The 20,500-nt window shown below is 58.9% G+C and carries 29 protein-coding genes; 22 read left to right on the forward strand and 7 right to left on the reverse strand.

All coding sequences use genetic code 11. The features are described from left to right. Window positions 1-103: 103 nt before the first annotated feature. From AADW22_RS08840 to AADW22_RS08870, 7 genes are all read left to right on the forward strand, one after another. On the forward strand, window positions 104-229 hold the full coding sequence (locus AADW22_RS08840) for a hypothetical protein (protein WP_407473525.1): 126 nt from the start codon (window positions 104-106) through the stop codon (window positions 227-229). Window positions 230-294: 65 nt separating this feature from the next. Next, window positions 295-1,317 carry a phage minor head protein gene (locus AADW22_RS08845; RefSeq protein ID WP_407473526.1) on the forward strand — a complete coding sequence of 341 codons (1,023 nt, stop codon included), beginning with the start codon at window positions 295-297 and terminating at the stop codon, window positions 1,315-1,317. Between the two features lie 2 nt (window positions 1,318-1,319). Further along, window positions 1,320-1,727, forward strand: a complete 408-nt coding sequence (locus AADW22_RS08850) for a hypothetical protein (protein ID WP_407473527.1) — start codon at window positions 1,320-1,322, stop codon at window positions 1,725-1,727. Beyond that, complete coding sequence (locus AADW22_RS08855) at window positions 1,724-2,119, forward strand: phage tail terminator-like protein (RefSeq protein WP_407473528.1); 396 nt, start codon at window positions 1,724-1,726, stop codon at window positions 2,117-2,119. Before AADW22_RS08850 ends, AADW22_RS08855 begins: the two co-directional genes overlap by 4 nt. Window positions 2,120-2,130: 11 nt before the next feature. Then, a complete protein-coding gene (locus AADW22_RS08860) occupies window positions 2,131-2,394 on the forward strand; it encodes a hypothetical protein (protein ID WP_335754664.1) in 264 nt (87 codons plus the stop codon). 80 nt (window positions 2,395-2,474) lie between these two features. Beyond that, window positions 2,475-2,927, forward strand: coding sequence for a hypothetical protein (locus tag AADW22_RS08865; protein WP_407473529.1), 453 nt, complete (start codon window positions 2,475-2,477; stop codon window positions 2,925-2,927). A gap of 80 nt (window positions 2,928-3,007) precedes the next feature. Further along, on the forward strand, window positions 3,008-3,445 hold the full coding sequence (locus AADW22_RS08870; RefSeq protein ID WP_407473530.1) for a hypothetical protein: 438 nt from the start codon (window positions 3,008-3,010) through the stop codon (window positions 3,443-3,445). 400 nt (window positions 3,446-3,845) lie between these two features. On the opposite strand, the gene AADW22_RS08875 is transcribed toward AADW22_RS08870, so the two are convergent. Beyond that, window positions 3,846-4,244: a hypothetical protein gene (locus AADW22_RS08875; protein ID WP_407473531.1), complete on the reverse strand. Its 399-nt coding sequence runs from the start codon at window positions 4,242-4,244 to the stop codon at window positions 3,846-3,848. A 99-nt stretch (window positions 4,245-4,343) separates the two neighbouring features. Between AADW22_RS08875 and AADW22_RS08880 the strand changes: the two genes are divergently transcribed. From AADW22_RS08880 to AADW22_RS08940, 13 genes are all read left to right on the forward strand, one after another. Then, complete coding sequence (locus AADW22_RS08880; RefSeq protein WP_407473532.1) at window positions 4,344-8,159, forward strand: phage tail tape measure protein; 3,816 nt, start codon at window positions 4,344-4,346, stop codon at window positions 8,157-8,159. Continuing rightward, window positions 8,156-9,055, forward strand: coding sequence for a hypothetical protein (locus AADW22_RS08885; protein WP_407473533.1), 900 nt, complete (start codon window positions 8,156-8,158; stop codon window positions 9,053-9,055). The genes AADW22_RS08880 and AADW22_RS08885 overlap by 4 nt, the downstream gene beginning before the upstream one ends. Then, window positions 9,055-9,780, forward strand: a complete 726-nt coding sequence (locus tag AADW22_RS08890; RefSeq protein ID WP_407473534.1) for a gp53-like domain-containing protein — start codon at window positions 9,055-9,057, stop codon at window positions 9,778-9,780. The genes AADW22_RS08885 and AADW22_RS08890 overlap by 1 nt, the downstream gene beginning before the upstream one ends. A gap of 2 nt (window positions 9,781-9,782) precedes the next feature. Then, window positions 9,783-10,046, forward strand: a complete 264-nt coding sequence (locus tag AADW22_RS08895; protein WP_407473535.1) for a hypothetical protein — start codon at window positions 9,783-9,785, stop codon at window positions 10,044-10,046. A gap of 2 nt (window positions 10,047-10,048) precedes the next feature. Further along, window positions 10,049-11,593: a hypothetical protein gene (locus AADW22_RS08900; RefSeq protein ID WP_407473536.1), complete on the forward strand. Its 1,545-nt coding sequence runs from the start codon at window positions 10,049-10,051 to the stop codon at window positions 11,591-11,593. Continuing rightward, window positions 11,590-11,982: a hypothetical protein gene (locus AADW22_RS08905; protein WP_407473537.1), complete on the forward strand. Its 393-nt coding sequence runs from the start codon at window positions 11,590-11,592 to the stop codon at window positions 11,980-11,982. Before AADW22_RS08900 ends, AADW22_RS08905 begins: the two co-directional genes overlap by 4 nt. 41 nt (window positions 11,983-12,023) lie before the next feature. After that, window positions 12,024-12,326, forward strand: coding sequence for a DUF5658 family protein (locus AADW22_RS08910; protein ID WP_407473538.1), 303 nt, complete (start codon window positions 12,024-12,026; stop codon window positions 12,324-12,326). After that, complete coding sequence (locus AADW22_RS08915; protein ID WP_407473539.1) at window positions 12,323-12,997, forward strand: lysozyme; 675 nt, start codon at window positions 12,323-12,325, stop codon at window positions 12,995-12,997. The genes AADW22_RS08910 and AADW22_RS08915 overlap by 4 nt, the downstream gene beginning before the upstream one ends. After that, entirely contained in the window at window positions 12,994-13,194 is a 201-nt protein-coding gene (locus tag AADW22_RS08920; protein ID WP_407473540.1) for a hypothetical protein, read from the forward strand. Before AADW22_RS08915 ends, AADW22_RS08920 begins: the two co-directional genes overlap by 4 nt. Next, window positions 13,191-13,382 (forward strand): hypothetical protein, encoded by a 192-nt coding sequence (locus AADW22_RS08925; RefSeq protein ID WP_407473541.1) that lies wholly within the window; start codon window positions 13,191-13,193, stop codon window positions 13,380-13,382. Before AADW22_RS08920 ends, AADW22_RS08925 begins: the two co-directional genes overlap by 4 nt. Then, entirely contained in the window at window positions 13,382-13,942 is a 561-nt protein-coding gene (locus tag AADW22_RS08930; protein WP_407473542.1) for a hypothetical protein, read from the forward strand. Before AADW22_RS08925 ends, AADW22_RS08930 begins: the two co-directional genes overlap by 1 nt. Continuing rightward, window positions 13,929-14,126, forward strand: a complete 198-nt coding sequence (locus AADW22_RS08935; protein ID WP_339764975.1) for a hypothetical protein — start codon at window positions 13,929-13,931, stop codon at window positions 14,124-14,126. The genes AADW22_RS08930 and AADW22_RS08935 overlap by 14 nt, the downstream gene beginning before the upstream one ends. Before the next feature lie 243 nt (window positions 14,127-14,369). Continuing rightward, the gene (locus AADW22_RS08940) at window positions 14,370-15,326 is read left to right on the forward strand and encodes a hypothetical protein (protein ID WP_407473543.1); all 957 of its coding nucleotides are present in this window, start codon (window positions 14,370-14,372) and stop codon (window positions 15,324-15,326) included. Window positions 15,327-15,699: 373 nt separating this feature from the next. Here the strand turns inward: AADW22_RS08940 and AADW22_RS08945 are convergent, their stop codons facing one another. From AADW22_RS08945 to AADW22_RS08965, 5 genes are all read right to left on the reverse strand, one after another. Next, window positions 15,700-16,032: a hypothetical protein gene (locus AADW22_RS08945; RefSeq protein ID WP_407473544.1), complete on the reverse strand. Its 333-nt coding sequence runs from the start codon at window positions 16,030-16,032 to the stop codon at window positions 15,700-15,702. Further along, a complete protein-coding gene (locus AADW22_RS08950; RefSeq protein WP_407473545.1) occupies window positions 16,029-16,340 on the reverse strand; it encodes a hypothetical protein in 312 nt (103 codons plus the stop codon). The genes AADW22_RS08945 and AADW22_RS08950 overlap by 4 nt, the downstream gene beginning before the upstream one ends. Window positions 16,341-16,368: 28 nt before the next feature. Further along, window positions 16,369-16,608, reverse strand: coding sequence for a hypothetical protein (locus tag AADW22_RS08955; RefSeq protein WP_407473546.1), 240 nt, complete (start codon window positions 16,606-16,608; stop codon window positions 16,369-16,371). A gap of 65 nt (window positions 16,609-16,673) precedes the next feature. Beyond that, window positions 16,674-17,264, reverse strand: coding sequence for a hypothetical protein (locus tag AADW22_RS08960; protein ID WP_407473547.1), 591 nt, complete (start codon window positions 17,262-17,264; stop codon window positions 16,674-16,676). A 101-nt stretch (window positions 17,265-17,365) separates the two neighbouring features. Further along, window positions 17,366-17,527: a hypothetical protein gene (locus tag AADW22_RS08965; RefSeq protein WP_407473548.1), complete on the reverse strand. Its 162-nt coding sequence runs from the start codon at window positions 17,525-17,527 to the stop codon at window positions 17,366-17,368. Between the two features lie 90 nt (window positions 17,528-17,617). Between AADW22_RS08965 and AADW22_RS08970 the strand changes: the two genes are divergently transcribed. Both AADW22_RS08970 and AADW22_RS08975 read left to right on the forward strand, forming a co-directional pair. After that, window positions 17,618-17,860, forward strand: coding sequence for a helix-turn-helix domain-containing protein (locus tag AADW22_RS08970; protein WP_407473549.1), 243 nt, complete (start codon window positions 17,618-17,620; stop codon window positions 17,858-17,860). Window positions 17,861-18,092: 232 nt separating this feature from the next. Next, a complete protein-coding gene (locus AADW22_RS08975; protein WP_407473550.1) occupies window positions 18,093-18,263 on the forward strand; it encodes a hypothetical protein in 171 nt (56 codons plus the stop codon). 151 nt (window positions 18,264-18,414) lie between these two features. On the opposite strand, the gene AADW22_RS08980 is transcribed toward AADW22_RS08975, so the two are convergent. Then, the gene (locus AADW22_RS08980) at window positions 18,415-20,268 is read right to left on the reverse strand and encodes a histidine kinase N-terminal 7TM domain-containing protein (protein ID WP_407473551.1); all 1,854 of its coding nucleotides are present in this window, start codon (window positions 20,266-20,268) and stop codon (window positions 18,415-18,417) included. Between the last annotated feature and the right edge of the window lie 232 nt (window positions 20,269-20,500).

A 20,500-nucleotide genomic window follows, 5' to 3' on the forward strand; every position in this document is an offset into this window, starting at 1 on the left:
CCACAGACGCACTACTGGCCCTTACAGAGCCGAGGGACTGGGAGCGTGACGCGGGGCTGATCCTCTGGGCGTATTGGCTGGGGCAGATGATGGGGAGAGCGGAATGAACTGGCGACCACACTACTGCGAAGAAGAAGTTACGACGCACCGCAACGGCACAGAAACGCGCTATGTTCGCCACTGGGTCTTTGGTATCCTGATTTGGGATAGCTTTCCGAAGGATCGCTAACCCGTAACCTCTCACAATTAGACGAACCTGCCCCGCTGAGCGGGGTCTTCTGCGTTGGAGCGACAATGGCCGGAAAGTCACTACAGACGCGCAAGATTGAGGCACTGCTACAGCGCCAATCGGTTGCCGTGCGCAAAGCCTTTCTTGAGGCGATGCAAAAGGCCACTAACGCTGTAGACCGCGCTGCGCTGATCCGGTTCCTAGAGGCGGGCGATATTGAGCGGGCGGCGGCGCTATTCCGCATTGAACGCGGCACGATGTTTCCGCTGTCCGAGGCTATCCGAGATGCCTTCATTGGCGGCGGTCTGGCGGTGGCGGACGAACTGCCCAAGGGCTTGTCGGGTGTGTTTGGCTTCGACGGGCGGCACGATAGGGCGGTTGCCTTGGCCGAAGCGCAAGCGGCTGAACTGGTCACGTACATCAGCGACGATGCAATTCTAAACGCCCGCAAGGTTATCGTTGACGGGCTGGACACAAACCGCAGCCTGAACAGCGTTGCCCGCGATCTGGTGGGGCGCAAAGTAGGGCGGCAGCGCGTAGGCGGCATCATTGGCCTGACCGAACCCCAGACCGACCGCATGATGAACCTGCGCTCTATGCTCGGCGATCCTGACCGCATCGGGGAATATTTCAAAGACGCGGATATGAAGATACCGCGCTACAAGGAGAGCGACCGGCGCTTTGACAGGGTGGTGCGTAAAGCGATCAATGAGGGCAAGGCACTTTCCCCCGCTGACATCGACCGTGTGACAGACGCCTACAAGAGTAAGGCCAGCGGCAACCGGGCGAAGATCGTTGCCCGGAATGAAGCGTTTGTCGCGCAGGCGGCGGGGCGTGCCGAGGGCTATCAGCAGTTGCTGGATGATGGAAAGGTCGAGGCGGTCACGAAAAAGTGGCAGCACGGGTTCAGCAAAGAGCCGCGCCAAGACCATCTGCGTATGGATGGGGAGACAATCAACTTTGACGAGGTGTTTGTCATGGACGATGGGGCGCGTATGCGGTTCCCCCACGATCCGGCGGGCGGGGCTGAACATTCCATCTCATGCCGCTGCACATGTGTTTATCGCGTCAAGTTACCGAGGGACTGAGCATGGCTGGCAAATCTTTCAGCGCCCAATTGGCAGACTTCGAGCAAATGACGCTCAAAAACATGCGCTATGTCGCGGCGGAATCCATACAAGACGTTATGGAAGCCGCGCAAACGCCCCAGAGAGGCATTGGGCAGGGCGCTACAGGCTTTGTTGAGGGCAAGATACCCGTGGATACCTCAGAACTAATCAACAGCCTCACAAGCGACGGTGTGAAGGGCGCAGACAGCTACACAGTTTCCATCGCTGGCTACGAGGTAGGCGACACATTGGAGTTTGCATGGACAGCGCCGCACGCCTTGGCTGTTGAACTCGGAACCAGCCACATGGCGGGCCGTCACTTCGTCGGTGCCAATGCCCGCAAGTTCCCCGCGTTCGTCCAGCAACGCGCTAAGGAGGTCAGCAAATGATCACCGAAAACGACATTGCCGAAGCGCTAGGCCGTCAGTTGCAATCGCTGGCGGACATTCCGACGATCTACTGGGAAAACCAAGACGTGCCGGAAACGCAGGCGCGGCCCTATGTGGTGGTCCAGATGGTGCCAGGGCAATCCCCTGCGCGTATCTCAGGCGGCAAGGTTCAGACGGGTTTCATGCAGGTAACGCACGTTTCCGAGGTGGACCGCTACGCCACCAGCGCAAACCGTGTCGCGGACAATATCGCGGCGCTGTTCCCGTATGAACTGACGCTGCCTTGCGGTGACGGAAAGCTGACAATCACAAGAGATACCGTACCCGGCCCCGGCTTTAGGGACGGCAGCGACTGGCGCAAGATCGTGCAAGTCGATTACGTGGCTATCTAAGGAACCCCGACATGACCAAGACGAAAGCAACCGCCCCGGCGGGCAAAACGGCTGCGCCCAAGGCATCCCCAATCACAGGCGGGCGCATTGCCCCGAAGGTGAAGGGCAACCTGACCGTGCCAACGCTGGTTTTCAAAGGTGACGCGCCCAAGGTGGGCAGCAAGATCACCGCCAAGATGAAAAACGGCAGCAAATACACCGGCACCGTGTCCGACGTGACCGAAGCCGACGGCGAGATCATCGCAGAGTTTAGCGGCGGGCTTACCCCGTCCTGAAATAGCGGCCTTCCCTGCGGGTCGCTCCCTTTTTTGGGTGTTGCAGGGGTCTAATCCCAAAACTGAAAAGGAGCCTAGCTATGGGCCTTCAATCATCCGTCGGCATCAAGGTTGGCGTATCTGCATCGCTGCCCGCCACACACGACGACACAGGCTTTGCAGCCCTGACCTATACAAACTGCGGCAAGCTGAACGGCGCACCGGCCATGACCGGCACAAAGGACGTTGCGACATTTGACGACCTGTCCACAGGCGAAGAATGGAAGCTGGTGGACATCCTGCGGGCTGGCAACGGCGATATGTCCTACGGTTACGACGCCGAGGACACCGGGCAAGCCGCTCTGGAAACTGCGGCGGAATCCGCGACTGACGACGGCTCTAAAGTCGCGCTGGAGTTCACGCTGAACAACGGTGACAAATACTACCGCCTTGCAATTATCACGTCCTACACGCCGGAAGGCTCCGTGGGCAACGTGCTGATGGCAACTGTCGGAACTGAGTTCTACCGCAAGCACATCAAGGTAGCAGCGTAATCCGCTAACGCGGGTAGGGGCGTGGCGGGCTTGGTCCTGCCTGCTGCGCCCCATTGGACCAAGGGCCAAAGGATATACATATGGATTTTGCGAAGCTGACCGGCCAACCTGCGGCCATTGACGAAAGCCTGGAGGCGTTTGAGTTCAAGCCCGAAGGGTTCCAGAACGGCGCGGGCAAGCCGCTGGCGCTGACGATGCACCCCGGCGGCGGTACGCGGTTCAAGCGCTCCGTGCGTAAGATGCACGTTAAGGCTGTGCGCTCTCAGGCTGACGGCGACCAGTCGGAAGAACTGACCGAAGCGGATCTGGAAGCTGAACTTGACGAGCAAGACGGACGATCTGCCGAATTGCTGGCGCGTCTCTGCGACGGCTGGAACATGACCGACGGCAAAGAGCCGATTGAGTTCAACCTTGCCAACGCAACGGCGCTATTTACGCAGGTCGAGCCGCTGCGCATCGCGGTTGATAAGGAAATCACTGCGCGGGGAAAGAAACCGAAGGCGAAAAAGACCGCCTGATCCTATGGTCGCGTCAACTGGCATGGCTCCAATGCTCCGACACCGAAAAGGGACTGGATCGCTGGGACCAGCTGGAACGCGGCCTGCACATACTGCCAGACGCGGGCTATCTCTACGACGCCCGCGAATACCTGAACCGCTTCGGGCTGTACGGCTCAAACGGCATGGGGATTTCGCCGATCACCGCAACGGACCTTCGCAGCAATCTAGAGGTCACAGGCAGCGCTATAAGCCCGTATGAGGCCGACGCGGCGCTTTTGGCATCACTGGCCTACGTGAGCGAACATCACCGCTCTAGCGGCAAAAGCACAGACGCCCCGTGGGATTGGCCGAAGTCACAGCGCGATCTTGAGATATTCAACGAGGCGCAGGCAAAGGCCATGAGGGCGTTGATGGGGGATTAGCGATCGATGGTATATTTGATCTGCATTTCTGCAAGTTCTGGAATTGCCGCATAAGTCTGGAACCCGAACCCCTCAATATAGGTGAAGCCCGATGTTAAGAAGGTTTCGCCATCATAAAGACGGTAATTGAGCTTTCCGCTTTCACACGTTGCGGCTCCGACGATATGGGCATTGCTGCCTTTGCGGGTATACGACCAATCCTCAATTTTGCATTTCCCGGTTACATCGCCGGTGACTGCAAGCGTGACCGCTGCGATTTGAGGCGACAGGGCGTCATAGCATTCGAGGCGGGCGTTTTCGTCGGCCTGCATCTCAAAGCAGGCGCGGTATGCCTTCGACAATTTAAGCGTCGCCTCTGCCACGTCAGCGGACGATTGGACGGGGGTAAGGCTCATAGCCGCCCCCGCAAGCGCAATAATTCTAAGCAATTCAAGTCTCCCAATGAACCGCTGCCACGCTAGGCCAGCGGCCCTTTGCGTTCAAGGAATACCTTTATGGCAAACGTCAACTACGCCTCCCTCGTTTTATCTGCCGAAACGTCTGGGTTGCTCAAAGGTAAGAAAGCCCTTGAAGAAACCACCCGCGCGGGGGCCAATACTGACAAGGCGATCAGAGGACTTGACGGGCGATTCAAGAAAACTGGCGACAGCGCAGGGACAGCGGCTCCAAAGGTAGAGCGTTTTTCGCAGGCGACCGATGCGACCCGTTCTGTGGCACTTATGGCAACGCGGGCGCTTACTGGCATGGCTGCGGGTTATGCCTCATTCGCTGCGGCTGGCGCGTCGATCAACATGGCGCGGGACTTCAACGCCGCCCTTGCCGAGACATCCACGCTGATCGAAGGAACCCCTGAACAGCTTGACGCCCTGACTGAGGCATCCCGTTCAATGGCGCGTGAGTTTGGCGGGTCCTCGACGGATCAAGTGAAGGCATTCTACCAAGCAATCAGCGCGGGTGCGGACGGCGTTGAGGGTGCTACCCAATTGCTTGACCAAGCGAACAAACTGGCAATCGGCGGCATCACAGACGTAACCACAGGCGTTGACGCCCTGACCACAGCAATGAACGCTTACGGCCCTGATGTGTTGTCTGCCGCCGAGGCATCCGACGCGATGTTTGTTGCAATGCGGGCAGGTAAAACCACCATTGGCGAATTGTCCGGCAGCTTGGGGCAGATCGTGCCAATCGCATCATCTGCGGGGGTTTCCTTTGACGAGGTGACGGCAGGTATCGCGGCGCTCACGACGCAGGGCCTTAGCACCGCATCCGCGACAACCGGGCTGCGGCAGGTGCTTGCGTCTGTGATTGCCCCGACCAAGCAGGCGACAGATGCCGCCACGGCTTTGGGTGTATCGTTTGACGTGCAGGCGCTGAAATCCAAAGGGCTTGCTGAGTTCCTTGATGATGTAATCACGAAGACCGGCGGCAATGAAGCCGCGATGGCACAGCTATTCGGTTCGGTTGAGGCGTTGGGTGCGGCCCTTGCCTTCGCAGGCGGCGCAGGCGGGACGTTTACGGATATTCTCGCCGATATGGAGATTAAGGCAGGCGCGACCGATGCCGCCTATCTCAAAATGTCGGAAAGCCTTGACCAGAGGTGGAACAAGCTAACAGCGGCGGCAACCGATATCGCTCTTGGTTTCGGCAACGCGCTATTGGCTGTTGTTGTCCCTGCGATGGAAGGGATCGCGGCAGCATCTGTCGCTGTGGGGCAAAATCTTGACATTGTGCTTGTCTCGTTGAGCGCCCTTGCTGCGACACAAATCCCCGCAGCGGTCGCCGGGCTCGTCACGCTCACGGCGGGCATGTCCGCGTCTGCCGTAGCCACTGGCGTGTTTACGACCGCCGTTAATATCGCCCGTGGCGCGGTTATCGCCTTGGGCGGCCCTCTTGGGGTCGTGTGGGGAATCCTTGGCGCAGGCGCGGCGGCTTGGGCTGTGTGGGGCAGGGGAGCGAACGAAGGCGAGACTGCGGCATATGACGCGGCGGCTGGTACGTCCGCTCTGTTGGGTCAGCTTGACGAGTTTTACAAAACGACGGCCCCAAATGCAGCGGCTAAGGCCATCGACATGGCAAACGCCAACTACAAACTGGCTGCGTCTGCGTTTGAGGCTGCAAAAGGCGAGTTGGCTAAACGCCGCGCAATGCTGGACATGGCCGCATCTTCCGGCGCAAACGGCACCTCCGGCTCAATCCGAGACATGGGTTCGTCTGCCACATACGAGGCTCCAAAGTATCAAGCCGCTCTGGCCAAGATGGAAGCCGCAGAGGCCGCACTTGAACAGGCTATGCGTGACCGGAAAGTTACGGCCAACGCTGTGACTGGAAGCGTGTCTGAGGTCATGTCTGCGACGGTCGCAGCCAGCCAGACCACCAATGACCACTCCATAACGCTGGATATCAATAGCGGGAGCCTTGGCAAAAACGCCAAAGCCGCAGGCGGGGCATCGAAGGCTCTGAAAGACGCCGCAAAATCCGCCAAAGACATGGCCGACGAAATTGAGCGCCTAGAGTTCGACGCGGACCCTCTCAAGAAATACAACGCCGAGCTTGCGGATCTGGATACCCTGGTCGCAAACGGGCTGAGCGACGGCGCTTACCGCAAGGCGGTTGATGATCTGAACGAAGGCTTGGCTGCTGGCATCCCAATGGTGGATGATCTAGCGAACGCCTTCGGGGACTTCATCGGCTCCGGTCTTTCTGACTTTAAGGGTTTCGCCAAGTCCATCCTGAACAGCTTTACGAGCATGATTAGCCAGATGGTGGCTACAGCCGCGCGAAACCGCATCCTGATCGGCTTGGGGTTCTCGGGTGGTGGTGTTGCGTCTCAGGCTGCTGCGGGCTTGACTGGGGGCGCGGCCCCCGGCGGCGGCATCTTCGGCAGCTTGGGCAGCGGCGGCGGGTTGCTGGGCAGCATCGGCGGCACCGTAGGGGCGCTGACAAGCGGCATCGGCGCGGGCTTCAACATGGCGCTAGGCGGGCTTACCTCCGGCGGGTTGAGCGGACTTGGCAGCGTTCTCAGCACGCAGCTTGGCGCGGCAACTGCATCGGTTGGCGCGTTCGGCGCGGCATTGGGGGCGATTGCTCTGCCGTTGGCTGGGGTCGCGGCGGTGTTTTCGTTCTTCAAGAAGTCCGTAAAGGAACTGGATGCCGGTCTGCGGATCACCGTTGACGGCATGGACGCGCTGGTCGAGTCCTTCCGCAAGACGGAAACCAAGCGGTTCTGGGGCCTGTCTAAGAAGGTCCGTACCAGCTACACCGAACTTGAGGAAGAAGCGGCAGCGCCGATTATCTCCACGATTGAGAGCTTGGCGAATAGCGTCATTGAAATGGGCGATGTGTTTGGCTTCGCGGCAAGCAACATCGACCGCGCCAGCGTAAGCCTCAAGATATCGACCAAGGGCCTTTCGGATGCCGAAATCGAAGAGGCTATCACCGAAGAAATGAACCGTCTTGCTGACGTGTTCGCGGACTCTATGGTCGGCAGCTTTTCGGGAATGGTGACAACATTCGAGGAGTATCAATCCCCGATTATGAAGCTGCTCAATATCCCGGCGCGTATCAAGGAAAGCACAGGGTACGTTGATCAGGTTAACGAGGAGTTCGAGGCGCTCAAAAAGGCGGGTGAAGGCTCATACGAGACGCTTGAGCGCTTGGTTTCGCGCCTTACGGGCGTCAACGCTTCCTTTGATATGCTGGGGTTCAGCCTGTATGACCTGAGCCTTGCGGGCGCGGGCGCGGCGAGTAGCTTCGTGGACCTGTTCGGCACGCTGGACGACTTCAACAGCATCACCGGCAGCTACTACGAAAATTTCTATAGCGATGCAGAGCGGATCGCCAAGGCCACGCAGCTTGTCACCGATAGCCTGCTTGATCTCGGCATTGATGGCTTGCCTGCCACCCGCCGGGCTTTCCGTGAGCTTGTCGAGGAAACCGAAGCGCTTGGCGACGACGAGTTACTGGCATCGCTGCTGAAACTGTCGCCAGCCTTTGCGGAGATCACGGCGGCAACGGACGCCCTTGCTGCATCGGCCAACGCGCTGATCACTGAGGACGCATTTGCCACCGGCTTTGACTACGCCCGCTCCCTTGCGCAGGCGCAGAACAACATCGCGTATCAACCGCCTGCCGTTTCAAACGCTTTCGGGTCCGTTCCACGGGCGCAGCAAGACATGACCGCTGAACTGCGCGGCATCCGTGCTGACCTGACGTTGCTGCAATCCACCATGCAGATCACAGCGGCCAACACCGGACGGGCGGCGGACGCAGCCGACGACACCCTTGCCGTCACATTGGAGAACGCGCTTTGACCCTTCGCATCATTCGCCCGCTTGATATCCGCGAGGCAAACATTGTCAGCACCAACCTTGCGTTAGAAACGGAGTGGACCGCAGGCACGTATAGCCTGGGCGACACGGCGCGGGTTGGCGAATACCTGTGGGAGGTCAGCGCCGAGACGACGACGGAGGAACCCGGCACCGGCACAGACTGGTTTTCCATCGGGCCTGCCAACCGCTACGCAGCCTTTGATCAGCAGTTCGGCTTGGATAAATACCGGATCGTTGAGACCGTCACCCGCAACGCGGACAGCATCGAATACGAGATGACCGGCCTGACGCGGGTTTCAGGCATCGCCATGTTTGGCATTGTGGCGCAGAGCATCCGTATTCGCGCCAGCCAGACCACCCCCGGCGATATTATGGACATGACCTACACCGTGAAGGACTCCACGTCCTACAACGGTTCCATGTGGCGTTGGCTGTTCCTGCCGCAATCGTTTGAGCGGAAGTACCTGAACCTTGATCTGAACATTCCTGCGGGCGCGACAATCGAAATCACGCTGGACAATACCGGCGGCACGGCGGCGGTCGGCAGTATGGCGCTTGGCGTGGTGGATGAATTCGGGATCGTAACGACCAAGCCTGTGCGGTCTATCCGCAGCCGGTCGATCAAAAAGACGGACGGTTCGCTAACCTCGCTCCTGCGCCGCACGCCCTCCGCCAAGGTCACATACCCCGTCACCTTGCTCAGCTATCAGGCTGACCCGTTCTGGCGTCTGATGGATGATCTGGACGGTGTAGCGGCGGTGTTCGCAGGCCCCGACAATTACCCTGAACTCTCGGTCTACGGCTTTCACAGCAACGTGCAATCCGTCTCCGAGGCGTTCGGGCGCAGCACCGTATCAATCGAAGTGGAGACGCTATAATGGCAACGCCTACAATTACCCCGATGCAAACGCCATTCCCCGATAAGGGGCAGAGCCAAGCCGCGTTTGATTACAATGTTGACGGGCTTATGAACCTGTTCGACAGCCTGACGACTGAACTGCCTGTTACGATCGACTGGATGCAGGACCGTGTGAACGAGGTTGCCGCGACCGCGATTGGCGGGGATCTGCCGGACATCACAGGGCAGGCTACGAACATGATCCGGCTTAATGCGGCGGGAAATGCCGCCGAGTTCCGCACGCCTGCGCAGGTTGTGCAGGACTTGGGCAGCGGTACAGCAGGGCGGGCCGTGTTCGCAGCCGAGACGCCGGAAGATGGCCGAACCGCGCTTGGCGTTGCTACAGTTATTGACGAAGACGACATGGCGTCAGAAAGCGAAACGCGCCCGCCGTCGCAACAATCGGTGAAAGCCTATGCGGACGGCGAAAGCTCTTTCGGAACGTCGGGCTATCATAAGCTGCCGAGCGGTCTGATCGTGCAATGGGGTCAGCAGTCGGTTGCCTCCGATGGTACGCAGGCCGTATCTTGGCCGATTACTTTCCCGACATCTGTTTTCCAAGCATTCGCGTGTTTGGGGTCTGCATTCGATACTACCGGCGACGCCGGGTGCGCAATCTACAACATCACCACATCCGGGGCGACCGTGCGCATCGGTGCTGGCGGCGGGACGTTCGCAGTACGCTATTTCGCGGTAGGGCGGTGAACATGACCGATAGAGCAATCTCGCGGGCTGCATTCGTACGCGCCCTGATCAAGTACCACGGCCTGACCGAAGGCGAGGCGCTGGACGTGCTGCGCTGGAAACGAACGGCTGACGATCTGGCGGAAGTGGACGCCGCTCCAGCCCCCCTCGCGTTTGAGCCTGACAGCCCGGCACCGCTTGGGCGCAATGACGCAATCACCAAATCCATCGTGCAGCATTTCGGCCTGAAACTGGCCGTTGTTGACCTCATTTTTAGAAAGGGCTGAGCATGGCCGAAAATACGCAGATCATTTCAGGCTATATCGTTCGCCCGAACGGCGATCCCTTCACCGAAGGCGTGGTGCGTTTTACGCTTGGCCGGTCCGACACTGACGAAGACGAGGTGATTGCGGCGGGCAAATACGTTGAGTTTGACATTGCAAGTGACGGTTCATTCGCTGCTGAGCTTTGGCCGAACACGCGGGGCAACGTGGGTGGGGCGTATATCGTGCAGGTCCGCGAGACCGACCGCGCACCGTTTGAAACCATTGGCCGCGTGCAGGTGCAGGATGACGGTCCGTATGACCTAGCGGCGCTGTTGCGGGCGGATATTCCGCAGGCGACAAACACGTTTTACAGCGTGCTGTCGCAGGATGAATACGACGCCTTTGTCGCGGAAATGGATGCCAAGGTTGCCGAGGCCCAAGGGTACGCTGAAAGCTACGACGTTGCTGCAATTTCGGCGGCTGTAACTGCGACCGGAGAGGATGCGGTAGCCACGGCAGAGGATCGTGTGGCAACCGGCAACGACGCGACAGCGACCGCCGCCGACCGCATCGCTACCGGCGAAGATGCAACTGCAACCGCAGCGGATCGCGTTGCAACGGGCGAGGACGTTATTGCGGCGGGAAATTCAGCACAAGCGGCATCGGATGCTGCGGCGGCAGTTCCAGATATCAAGACATTTGACACATATTCTGAATCCGTCACCTACGGAGAAAGCAACCCCGCAGCGCTTATTTTCTGCAAAGAGCCTATGATCCTGTTCAAGGGTGATGCGGTGTTTTGGCGTGTAACGCCGTACAGCCCGGAAGCGCTGTTCGCAGGCGGGGAGGCTGGCGCTTGGTACGATCCGAGCGACACTTCAACGCTATGGCAAGACACTGCCGGAACGATACCTGTCACAGCAGACGGTCAAAGCGTTGCACGTATGGACGACAAGAGCGGCAACGGGAACCACGCGACACAAGCGACGGCAAGTAAACAGCCAACTTACAAAACAAACGGTTCGCTGCGCTGGCTTTCTTTTGATGGCGTTGACGATGGCATGGCGGTTCCGAGCTTCGATCTAACATCAACCGATAAGGTTAATTTATATGCAGGCATTGAACGAAATTCCGCCGGGGCCAAAGTTGTGGTGGAGCTTTCATCTGATTGGTTCAGCAACACAAGTTCCTTTACTGTGAGTTCCGGCACGGGGACGAGTTTCTACGTGTCTTCGTCTCGCGGCACCGCGACGGGTAGTGCTGCACAAGGTGCGCGCTGGACAACTGAAGAAAGCCTGCCAGATGCCGCAGTCATATCAGCGGATCACAGTATTTCGGGAAACCTGTCCAGAATTAGGCGTAATGGGGTGTACGGAACGAACGGCACAGCTTCTAAAGGGGCCGGAAATTTTGGTAGCTACCCCTTCTATATTGGCGCAAGGGCGTCGTCGTCCTTGTATTTCAGCGGGAAAATATACGGCCTTATCGTCCGTGGTTCTTTGTCAACCGGCACAGAGATCAACGACGCTGAGACTTACCTAGCCGATAAATCAGGGGTGACGCTATGAGACTGACCATTGCCGTGCCATCCGCGCACGTTGAGAACGCTAACCACTACGCAATGTCGCTGGGGTACTCCGAGGCCGACGGGCTGACCTACGGTGCGGCTAACTGGGAGGACGCCGCAGGGAACCTGTATGCGGTTGCCAGCGTCCTGACCGGCGCGGGGTTCGTTGAAAACGCTACGTCTGCGCTGCCGCGCCCTGCGTGGGACACGGAAAACGTCATTGACCTCGCCAAGGCGTCACAGGCTCAAGCGCTTGTGGTGCTGTGGGCTGGCGAAGGCACCCCGCCGCTTGCCGCGCCCGATCAAATCACGGCAATTCCCGGCATGGACGGCTTGGACGCGGTTCACGCTATGGGCCTGTCGGCTGTTGTGACTGACGAGCCGATCTAGGCCAAATCCCCCGAAAATCTGAAACCTGAAAGGAGGTCGCCATGATGGGCAACCTTTCCGAAACTGATGCCCTGATCTGGGGCCTGTTTGTGTTCGCCCAGATGGCGGACATTTACACGACCATCCACGCGCTCAAGACGCCGGGGGCACAAGAGGCCAACGGCTTTATCGCTGCCCTCATGGCGAAGCTTGGCAAGGGCTGGATCTTGGTCAAGCTGGCGGTGAGCATTGGCGGCGCGTATGCGATCTGGCTGTCCGGTGAGCGCTGGATGATCGTCGCGTTGGCGGTGCTGGTGTTGGGCGTTGCCGTATCCAACTACCGGATTGCGAGGAAGAACGCATGAGCGGCTCATATCCTATTTCCGTGCGCGTTGCTCTTGAGGTGGCGCATCACGAGGCTGTTATTCGCCAGACATATCTCGATTCCGTTGGCGTAAATACGTGGTCGGTCGGCCTGACCAACGCCAGCGGTCACAACGTGGACCGTTATATCAACAACCCGCAGCCGTTGCAGAAATGCCTAGAGGTGTTCATCTGGGCGCTTGAGCGGTACGCGGACGATGTGCGCGAGGTATTCGCGGGTCACGATCTGAGCGAGGCGCAATTTGCTGCGGCTCTCTCGTTCCACTGGAACACGGGCAGCATCCGCAAGGCAAGCTGGGTGACGCGCTGGAAGGCGGGCGACGTGTCCGGCGCTCGTCAGGCGTTCATGTGGTACAACAAGCCCGCGTCGATCATCGGGCGACGTTCAAAGGAATGCAGCCTGTTCTTTGACGGGCTGTGGTCCGGCGACGGCTTCATGACGGAATACACGCAACTGACCAGCCGCCGCACCCCCGTCTGGGGCAGCGCGGTAAAGCGTGACGTGTCTGACGCCATCACGGCCATTCTAGGCGCGTCACAGCCCGCTGTGGGCCACGTAGCGCCACCAACCCCCGCAACACCCCCGCAACGCTCCCTGTGGGCCGCTCTGGCGTCTCTGCTGGCGGGCTTCTTTGGAAAGGACAAGCCATGAAACTTGTCGAAGACTGGAAAGCCGCTTGGCGGTGGCTGTCTGTGCAGTTTGGCGCGTTGGTCGTGCTGCTGCCTGTGGCATGGGCCACGCTACCGGATGAAACTAAAGCAATCATCCCCGAAAGCTGGTTGCCGTGGATCGTTGGCGCGGTTGGCGTCTGCGTTGTCGTGGGCCGTCTCGTGGATCAGTCCAAATGAAACGCATCATCATCGCAGTCGCAATCATCTGCGCCTTGGGCGTGTTCCTCTATTGGCAGGGCGGAAAAGACACGCGGCAATCCGCCCGCGAAACCACAATCACCCGCGAAAAGGACATATCAGATGCTGTCAAAGATAGTGATGCTTCCCCTTCTTGGCGCGACATCTTGCGCGATAGGAACAAGTGATGCAGCGTTTTGCGGCCCCGATTTTACCGGCGCAATCGAACGCCTTGCCGAAGCACTACCAAATCCCCAGACGCCGGACGACGTGGGCAGGGCGGGCACTGCGGTTGTTCGCGGACATGACGCGGGGTGCGCTTAGGATGGACGGGCAGATCTACCACAAGGACAGGCGGCTTGAGTGGTCCCTAGCAGCGGGTACGTTCGGCTTCGGCATCTGGCTTGCGGATGGGTCGCGGTCGATGGACAGCGACGCCTATATCGTTCTGCGCTCCTGGCTGTATGAAAGCGATTGGGCGCTGCTGTTCCTGATCACGGGGGCGCTGCACATGGTGGCGCTTGGTATCAACGGGCGGGCATGGTGGACGCCATTCATCCGGTCAGCCGTCACAGCGATCAACGCGCTGGTGTACGCCAGCTTTGCAACGGGCTTCTGGCTTATGGACGCCTCGTCAACTGCGGTCTTCATGTATTCATGGGCCAGCACGCAGGCGCTTGTCTGCATCTACGGCGCTGTAAAGGACGTGTCCCGCGTTTGGAGGGCATGGCTAAATGAGCGCAAATGATTACGCCGCTATTCTAGGATCGGTTGCCGCCTTGATTATTGCAATCGGCGGTTTGGCGGTCTGGCGCGAAAAGAAAGAGCCGACACCCCCGGCACGGCCTGACGATAGGGCGCAGCGCATCGAAAGCACGTTGCAGCGCATCGAAGGCAAGATCGACATTCTCACAGATCGCATTCCCCGCTAACAATCTGATCGGAAAACCTATGCCGCATCCCTTGGATACGAATGGCGCAGCGTGGGAGGCTTGCCTATGCCCACGCCTCCACTAAGCGACGAACTCGCAAGGGAGGCGCTGCAAGCCCTCTCCGAGCATAGCACGCAGACAGCGGCGGCGGATGCGTTGGGTCTGAACCGCGACACGTTCCGCTCGAGACTAAAGACGGCGCAGACACGCGGCTTGCACCTCTCCGAAGGAATACGCGGGGCCATGCAGAACGCCCGCATCACGCAGGGCGAGGCGCAGGGCGGCTGGATCGTTAACGTGGACCCTGAAACGGGTTCCCGTGTCTCTACGCGCTGGAAGATGCCCGAACAGGACAGCGAAACATTTCTCGGAAAGATCAAAGACGCCTTTTCCGGCATTCTCGCCGCGCCGCCTATCATCCGGTCAGAGCATAGCCATACAGGCAAGATAGGCTTCTTTCCTCACAGCGACGTGCATATCGGCGTGGATGTGGACGCAGACAGAGCGGGCAGGGACTACACGCCAGATATTGCCGTCGAGCGCATGAAGGACGGATTTTCGCAGCTTCACGCCTCTATCCCGCCATGTGAAACCGCAATCATCCTGAACAACGGCGATTTAACTCATAGTAATGATGACCGCGATGTGACGGTCAAAAGCCAGCACCGGCTCAAGGTGAAGGGGTCGCATCGGTCGAACCTGCGGCTTGCGGTGATGGCGACGGTCTGGCAGATCGACATGGCACTACAGCGCAGCGAAAGGGTGATCTACAGGCCGAACAGAGGAAATCACGACCCGAACACGCCCGACACCCTGACCATTGCCCTACAGCTTCGATATGCCAACGAGCCCCGCGTCACAATCGACACGTCAGAGCGCGAGGTTTGGGTGTATCAGCGCGGCTTGGTGTTCCTCTCAGCATGGCACGGGGACAAGCGGAAACCGGAGGCCGTTTGCTCAGAACTGCCCGGCCTATTCCCCGAACAATTCGGCAAGTCCCGCTTCTGGTACGGATTCACGGGCCACTATCACGGGCCAAGGTCTGGCGTGCATGGGTCAATCAACTGGTGGCAGCTTCCCTCGGTATGCTCCCCAGACCAGCACAGCGCAGATGCGAACTACTCAGACGACGCGGCAATGCGGGCGATGATGTTCTGCGAACGCAGCGGCCTAAAGCACGACATGACAGTCAGGTTCTAACCTAGAGGGCATCCCCATGCGTGACCGGATCGTTGCCAGCATCGACGGGCTGTCGTGGCGCACCTGCTACCTCGTGACCGGCCTGCGTATATCGTGGTGCGGCTTGGCGCATTGGGCGGGCAGGCGGCGAATATGTCGCGTGCTGGACCTGCTGTTTCATTGCCGCGAAGTAGATCACACTCGCCGTTCGTTTGAGCGGTGGTATTAGCCCGTCAGCCTTAATCGGTTGGCGGGCTTTTTCGCGTTTACCTATGGTAAATTTGACGCTGTTTCTGACACTTACTGCACTGCTGCCCCGTGCCGGGAACTAAAGCCTGGAACCGTGTGGTTCTCCAATCGTGGCGGCAAAAGTATTGCCTGATTGCTTTAAGCATCACTCTCCCCCTTGTGACAGAGCACGGAGCGGCCATAGCTTGCTGCCGTTCACCTCGTTATCGAACACGCGCTTGGCTGTTTCATAGCTGGACCACAGGCCAATGTGTACCCCAGACGGGGACGTGATCGCCCAGTGGGTCGCCGCCTCTGCTGCCGTCATAGGGTGGTCTCGGGTGTTCCATGCCCGTTGCGCTTCTTCGCGTGTGGGCTTCTGCATTTCAAATTCGCAGTCTTCACAGGCAATGCGGTGGCGTGTAGAAAACGCCGCAACTTCGTATGATGGATACACTGCACAAAACGGGCAGGGCAGTAGGTCTGGTGCGTCTGTCATGTCGTCTCCTTTGCTGCGGCTAGGGCGGCGCGGGCGATTTGTCGGCACGTCTGTTGCACAATCGAAGCAATGGGGAAGCCGTGACCCGCTGCGTCTGTGTTTCTCTCTATACTCTGCAACGCCTCCACCAGCGCCTTGATCTTGGCGTCTTGGGCGTCGATGTGGGCGGCGGCTTCGTCCAACAGCGCATCAATGTTGTCAGGGTGGCGCGGAATCGAAAGAACAGACGGCCCGCTATACTGCTCCTTGTGCGCCCATTTCAGGAACCGCTTTTCGCCGTCTCGCAGTCGTTCGCTAATATCCGTCATTGTCTCGGCCTCCTTGGCGTGGTGGGGGTTAGTGCCGCTCGCCGCAGCTAAGACAGCACTCCGTTTCTGCATCGAAGGCGGTTGAGGCGCAGGCGATAGCCGTGCCGTCCGTCCTCTCCATCTTGAAGTCACCGAAGCCCATAGGCTTTTTCTCGGCCCGCTCGAAGCCAGCCAAGTCCTCGAACACCTCGGCGCGTTCGATTTCAGTCATTGCGTCAGGCATGTCTACCGTGACGCGCCCCCACTTGGTTGATGTTTCTATCCGCATCGTTCTCTCTCCTTTATCCGTTGAGCCTTCCGACATGCTCAGGTCTTGCGCCGGTAGGGCGGGGGTTATACGGCCATTCGGTATTGCGCGGGATTGCCCCACTGATCGCCCATTGCGTTAGCGATTCCGGGAAATGTCTGTGACCGCAAAAGCCAGCGTTCAGTTCCCGGGGATAAGTTATTTTGGCCGCTGTCTGTCTGGTTCCCCCACCGCTCCACTGCCTTACCGTTGTGTGCGACCATTCGACCGGGGATGCGCCGCGTCGGCGTTAATTGCGGCAACCTGTCCAGCCACAGCCCCGTTGACTTGCTGGCATCGTCGCCAAACTGATGCGGGTGTATGATCTGATCGGCGGGGCGTATGGCCTTTGAAAGCATAGACGGCGCGGGGTTCTCAATGGCCTTCGGGTACGGCAAGGCCATCAGCCTCCGGAAGTTATCAATGGCCGCGTCGCGGGCGTCACGTCGCGCCTGTCCCGTTAAGGTTTCCGGCTTGACCCGCTGATGGTATCCCACGTCTGGATATTTCTCATAGTCAGGGTCTTTCAGCGCCCATGCAGAGGCTACATTAACGTAGGTACACATCGGATGAAAGATCGCCATATCCCAATCATCGTGAACCACGTTCCATATGTCAGTTTGAAGGTGGTTTGACATGGCCCCGCGTGCCGGTAGCAGATCGCAAGTCCAGACCTCGTGCCCGTTTCGCTCAAATGCCGCTCTGGTATGCGGGCAGGCGCTATATCCGATTAACACTCTCATTTGTGCTCCTTCGCGATAAGACCCATCATTTCGGAAACTTCGCTGTCGGTCATGTCTTTGACGACCTCCCAGAATACCGCGTTCGCCTTCTTGGCGCTTAGCTCAAGAATGGCCCGCGATACCTTATCTTTGCGTTCTTGGAATTCTTCGGGGGTCATGGCAGGCTTCCTTTTGCGACGCCTATCGTATAACAAATATATACGGCATTACGTCTTGCCCTGCAACCCCCTTTCGTATAAATATGTTATATGAAAATTACGCCCGATCTTTGCCGCGCTGGACGTGGCCTGCTAAACTGGTCACGCGCTGACCTTGCCGCCGCCGCCGGGGTATCAACGCCCGTGGTGGTTAAGTTTGAACATGGGGGTAATTTGCAGCAAGCGACGATAGATAAGATCGCCGCCGCGTTCGATGCCAAGGGGGTAAAGATCGAAAACCGCCCTCGCATCCAGACGATCACGCGCAAGACGCCACCCCCTTCTAAGCAATAAGGAGAACACCCCGTGAGAGAACCTTGCCCCGACTGCCGATGCCTGACCAGTTCAGCGCCTGACCCATGCCCCGAATGCGCGGCAGAGCGCAGGCGCAAAGCGGATACGACGATGCGTGATATTGGGCGCTCAATGGCTGCGGCTATAATCGTTGAGTTGAACGAACTGGACGCGAAGGTCAGCGGATCGCCCTCCCGCCGCGAACCCTGAACCCATATCAAAGGAGAGAGACGTGAAAGCAGCTTACATATGGGCGTCGGCCTTCTGGCAGGTTTCGGTATTGGCGGGCGGATCGACGTTCACCTACATATCCGGCAACGGCTGGTGGATCGTGGGTGGTTTAATTTTGATGATTCTCGGGTCGCAAGGATTATCGTCGCGCTTGGATAAATGGGGCGAATAACCGTTTCCACTCCCCCCGCAACCCATTGATACCCATAGCCCCTCCCTGCACCCGGTTTCCCCGTAAGTGCATGGCGGGCGCAGGTTTCGCGCACTCCTCTAGGGTCCGCCATCTTCCCTTGAAGTAGATATGTTTATGTGGGGCTTCGCCCTCAGGCCTGCACGGCTTCTGGCGTGTCGCCTGTCGTTGCAGGGGTAGGGGTGTCGTCCGTGTTGTCAGCGGCTGACAGGATCACGGCGGGTTGCTGTGCGGCGACGGTGGTGAATTCCATGTGGAAGGTCGTGCCTTCGCCGACAACGCTGTCGTAGAACAATTTTCCCGACATCTGCCGGGCCAGCTGTTGCGAGATATGGAGCCCCAGACCGGACCCCTGTGTCGCATATTGCCCGCCGTTCTTGACCTGTTCAAAGCGCCCAAAGACCTGCCCCTCCATCCCCTCGGGGATGCCGCGGCCGCTGTCCTTGATCGACAGGCGCACATGGCCGTTGCGGATGGATAGGCTGCCTTCAACGGTGCTGCCTTGTTCGGAGAATTTGATGGCGTTGGACACGAGGTTGTCGATGATCTGGCGGAGGGCAAAGGCGTCACCGGTGATTGTTGCAGTCTGATCCCCTTTCGGCAGCACGAGGTCGATCTTCTGCTCGGCGGCGAACATCTTGTTCTCTTCCAGGCTTTCTTTCAGTAGCGCCCCAAGATCGACCGGCAGCGCGTCAAGCGACAGCGCGTCTACATCGATCTTTTGCGCCAGCAGGATGTTATCGACCAGACGGGACAGGCGCATCCCGTTGCGCTGCGCGATTTCGAGGGGGGAGCGGATGCGCGCGTCGATCTCGCCCAAACGCCCGCTAAGCGCCAGCGCCAGCCCCCCCTTGAGCGAGGTAAGCGGCGTGCGCAGCTCGTGGCTGACGACAGAGATGAATTCATCCTTGGCGCGGTTGGCTTCGTCGGCGCGCAGCAGCGCATCTTCGAGGGCGCGGGTGATGACGATACGGTCGGTGATATCGACCAGGGTGATGCTCCACCCCAGAATGGCACCGTTCGGGTCCAGCGGGCTTTCGATTTCCTGAATACGCGGGTCATAGATGCGCTGTTCGATGGTCAGGGATGCGTCCGTCGTGCGGGGGCTGCGGGTGTCGATCTTGGCCAAAAGGGCATCGGCTTCGGCTTTGGACAGGTTGCACAAGCCGCTGCGTTTCGCGGCAGAGTTCATCAACGTGACACGACGGTTGTTGTCGATCAGGATCACCGGTTCGCTGGTCGTGTTGAACAGGATCGACTGCCCGATCGACGCCATATCCATCGTCTTGTTCGTCAGCAGCATGAAGGTAAAGGCCAGGATACCGACGGTGAACATAAAGGCCGTCGGGTCCAGCCCGAAGACGGTGAAGCCGAAAATAACGTAAGACGCATTGGCAGATAGCGGGGTGATCGTGACCACCGCCAGCATTGTCAGCAGCGGCCAGGCAGAGCGGCGGGCGCGGGCAAAGGCCTTGATCAGCGCATAGAAGGTCGCTGCGACGAAAGTATACAGCACGGCCGTGATCGCAAAGAACCCCGGCCCGTGGATATAGGTGATCTGCCGGTCACCGGGCAAGATGACAGTCTCGGCGGTATAGACCAGCTGGTGCATCCCGTTTGTCGCGGCAAAGACAAAGCAGCCCAGGGGCACCAGCACCAGCGCGGCCACCACACGCTTTTTCGACAGCCATTCGGCCTGATGCACATAGGCGAAGACAAAGAAGCACCACGCCACAGGTACCAGCGCATTTCCCAGCCATGCGACGACGGCCATGTCGAACTGGCAGGCAAAGGACGGGGTGGAGGCTTCGGCCCCGACGGTGATCAGGGTCCAGATCATGGCGATGAAGGTCAGGCCGTAGAACCGCTTGCCGTGGAAGTGCTGATATTTCAGCATGCAGACCATAACGACCGCGGCGACAGCGCTCACGCTTGCGGCAGCCCAGAACACGGGCTGCATAGCTACACCTTCAAAGCACGTTGTCATCAATTCACCCACGGACTGCGTCTTTGCAAAGCAATCTAGGCATACGGATGTGTTGAAACTTTGACAGAAGTTAGACAGCAGGCCTGTGCGTTCGGGGCCGTCGTTCTGTGTCAAAGACAATACAAGGCATAGTATAGCTTTGTGCCGTGATCATGCGTGTGTGGGATGTGGGGTCAAGCACTGGACGGGTTAAACACTGGCCTGAACACAAAAGAAATCCCCGCAAAACCGT

This window comes from Sulfitobacter sp. PM12 (assembly GCF_045586035.1).
Classification (GTDB): domain Bacteria; phylum Pseudomonadota; class Alphaproteobacteria; order Rhodobacterales; family Rhodobacteraceae; genus Sulfitobacter; species Sulfitobacter pontiacus.

Excerpts from the sequence above, each read along its gene's own strand:
- AADW22_RS08840 (WP_407473525.1), top strand. The coding sequence starts at position 104 with ATGAACTGGCGACCACACTACTGCGAAGAAGAAGTTACGACGCACCGC.
- AADW22_RS08945 (WP_407473544.1), bottom strand. The coding sequence starts at position 16,032 with ATGACAGACGCACCAGACCTACTGCCCTGCCCGTTTTGTGCAGTGTAT.
- AADW22_RS08965 (WP_407473548.1), bottom strand. The coding sequence starts at position 17,527 with ATGACCCCCGAAGAATTCCAAGAACGCAAAGATAAGGTATCGCGGGCC.
- AADW22_RS08860 (WP_335754664.1), top strand. The coding sequence starts at position 2,131 with ATGACCAAGACGAAAGCAACCGCCCCGGCGGGCAAAACGGCTGCGCCC.
- AADW22_RS08925 (WP_407473541.1), top strand. The coding sequence starts at position 13,191 with ATGAAACGCATCATCATCGCAGTCGCAATCATCTGCGCCTTGGGCGTG.
- AADW22_RS08910 (WP_407473538.1), top strand. The coding sequence starts at position 12,024 with ATGATGGGCAACCTTTCCGAAACTGATGCCCTGATCTGGGGCCTGTTT.
- AADW22_RS08905 (WP_407473537.1), top strand. The coding sequence starts at position 11,590 with ATGAGACTGACCATTGCCGTGCCATCCGCGCACGTTGAGAACGCTAAC.
- AADW22_RS08935 (WP_339764975.1), top strand. The coding sequence starts at position 13,929 with ATGAGCGCAAATGATTACGCCGCTATTCTAGGATCGGTTGCCGCCTTG.
- AADW22_RS08980 (WP_407473551.1), bottom strand. The coding sequence starts at position 20,268 with ATGACAACGTGCTTTGAAGGTGTAGCTATGCAGCCCGTGTTCTGGGCT.
- AADW22_RS08915 (WP_407473539.1), top strand. The coding sequence starts at position 12,323 with ATGAGCGGCTCATATCCTATTTCCGTGCGCGTTGCTCTTGAGGTGGCG.
- AADW22_RS08865 (WP_407473529.1), top strand. The coding sequence starts at position 2,475 with ATGGGCCTTCAATCATCCGTCGGCATCAAGGTTGGCGTATCTGCATCG.
- AADW22_RS08955 (WP_407473546.1), bottom strand. The coding sequence starts at position 16,608 with ATGCGGATAGAAACATCAACCAAGTGGGGGCGCGTCACGGTAGACATG.
- AADW22_RS08950 (WP_407473545.1), bottom strand. The coding sequence starts at position 16,340 with ATGACGGATATTAGCGAACGACTGCGAGACGGCGAAAAGCGGTTCCTG.
- AADW22_RS08850 (WP_407473527.1), top strand. The coding sequence starts at position 1,320 with ATGGCTGGCAAATCTTTCAGCGCCCAATTGGCAGACTTCGAGCAAATG.
- AADW22_RS08960 (WP_407473547.1), bottom strand. The coding sequence starts at position 17,264 with ATGTCAAACCACCTTCAAACTGACATATGGAACGTGGTTCACGATGAT.
- AADW22_RS08900 (WP_407473536.1), top strand. The coding sequence starts at position 10,049 with ATGGCCGAAAATACGCAGATCATTTCAGGCTATATCGTTCGCCCGAAC.
- AADW22_RS08890 (WP_407473534.1), top strand. The coding sequence starts at position 9,055 with ATGGCAACGCCTACAATTACCCCGATGCAAACGCCATTCCCCGATAAG.
- AADW22_RS08880 (WP_407473532.1), top strand. The coding sequence starts at position 4,344 with ATGGCAAACGTCAACTACGCCTCCCTCGTTTTATCTGCCGAAACGTCT.
- AADW22_RS08895 (WP_407473535.1), top strand. The coding sequence starts at position 9,783 with ATGACCGATAGAGCAATCTCGCGGGCTGCATTCGTACGCGCCCTGATC.
- AADW22_RS08930 (WP_407473542.1), top strand. The coding sequence starts at position 13,382 with ATGCAGCGTTTTGCGGCCCCGATTTTACCGGCGCAATCGAACGCCTTG.
- AADW22_RS08855 (WP_407473528.1), top strand. The coding sequence starts at position 1,724 with ATGATCACCGAAAACGACATTGCCGAAGCGCTAGGCCGTCAGTTGCAA.
- AADW22_RS08845 (WP_407473526.1), top strand. The coding sequence starts at position 295 with ATGGCCGGAAAGTCACTACAGACGCGCAAGATTGAGGCACTGCTACAG.
- AADW22_RS08870 (WP_407473530.1), top strand. The coding sequence starts at position 3,008 with ATGGATTTTGCGAAGCTGACCGGCCAACCTGCGGCCATTGACGAAAGC.
- AADW22_RS08875 (WP_407473531.1), bottom strand. The coding sequence starts at position 4,244 with ATGAGCCTTACCCCCGTCCAATCGTCCGCTGACGTGGCAGAGGCGACG.
- AADW22_RS08970 (WP_407473549.1), top strand. The coding sequence starts at position 17,618 with ATGAAAATTACGCCCGATCTTTGCCGCGCTGGACGTGGCCTGCTAAAC.
- AADW22_RS08940 (WP_407473543.1), top strand. The coding sequence starts at position 14,370 with ATGCAGAACGCCCGCATCACGCAGGGCGAGGCGCAGGGCGGCTGGATC.
- AADW22_RS08920 (WP_407473540.1), top strand. The coding sequence starts at position 12,994 with ATGAAACTTGTCGAAGACTGGAAAGCCGCTTGGCGGTGGCTGTCTGTG.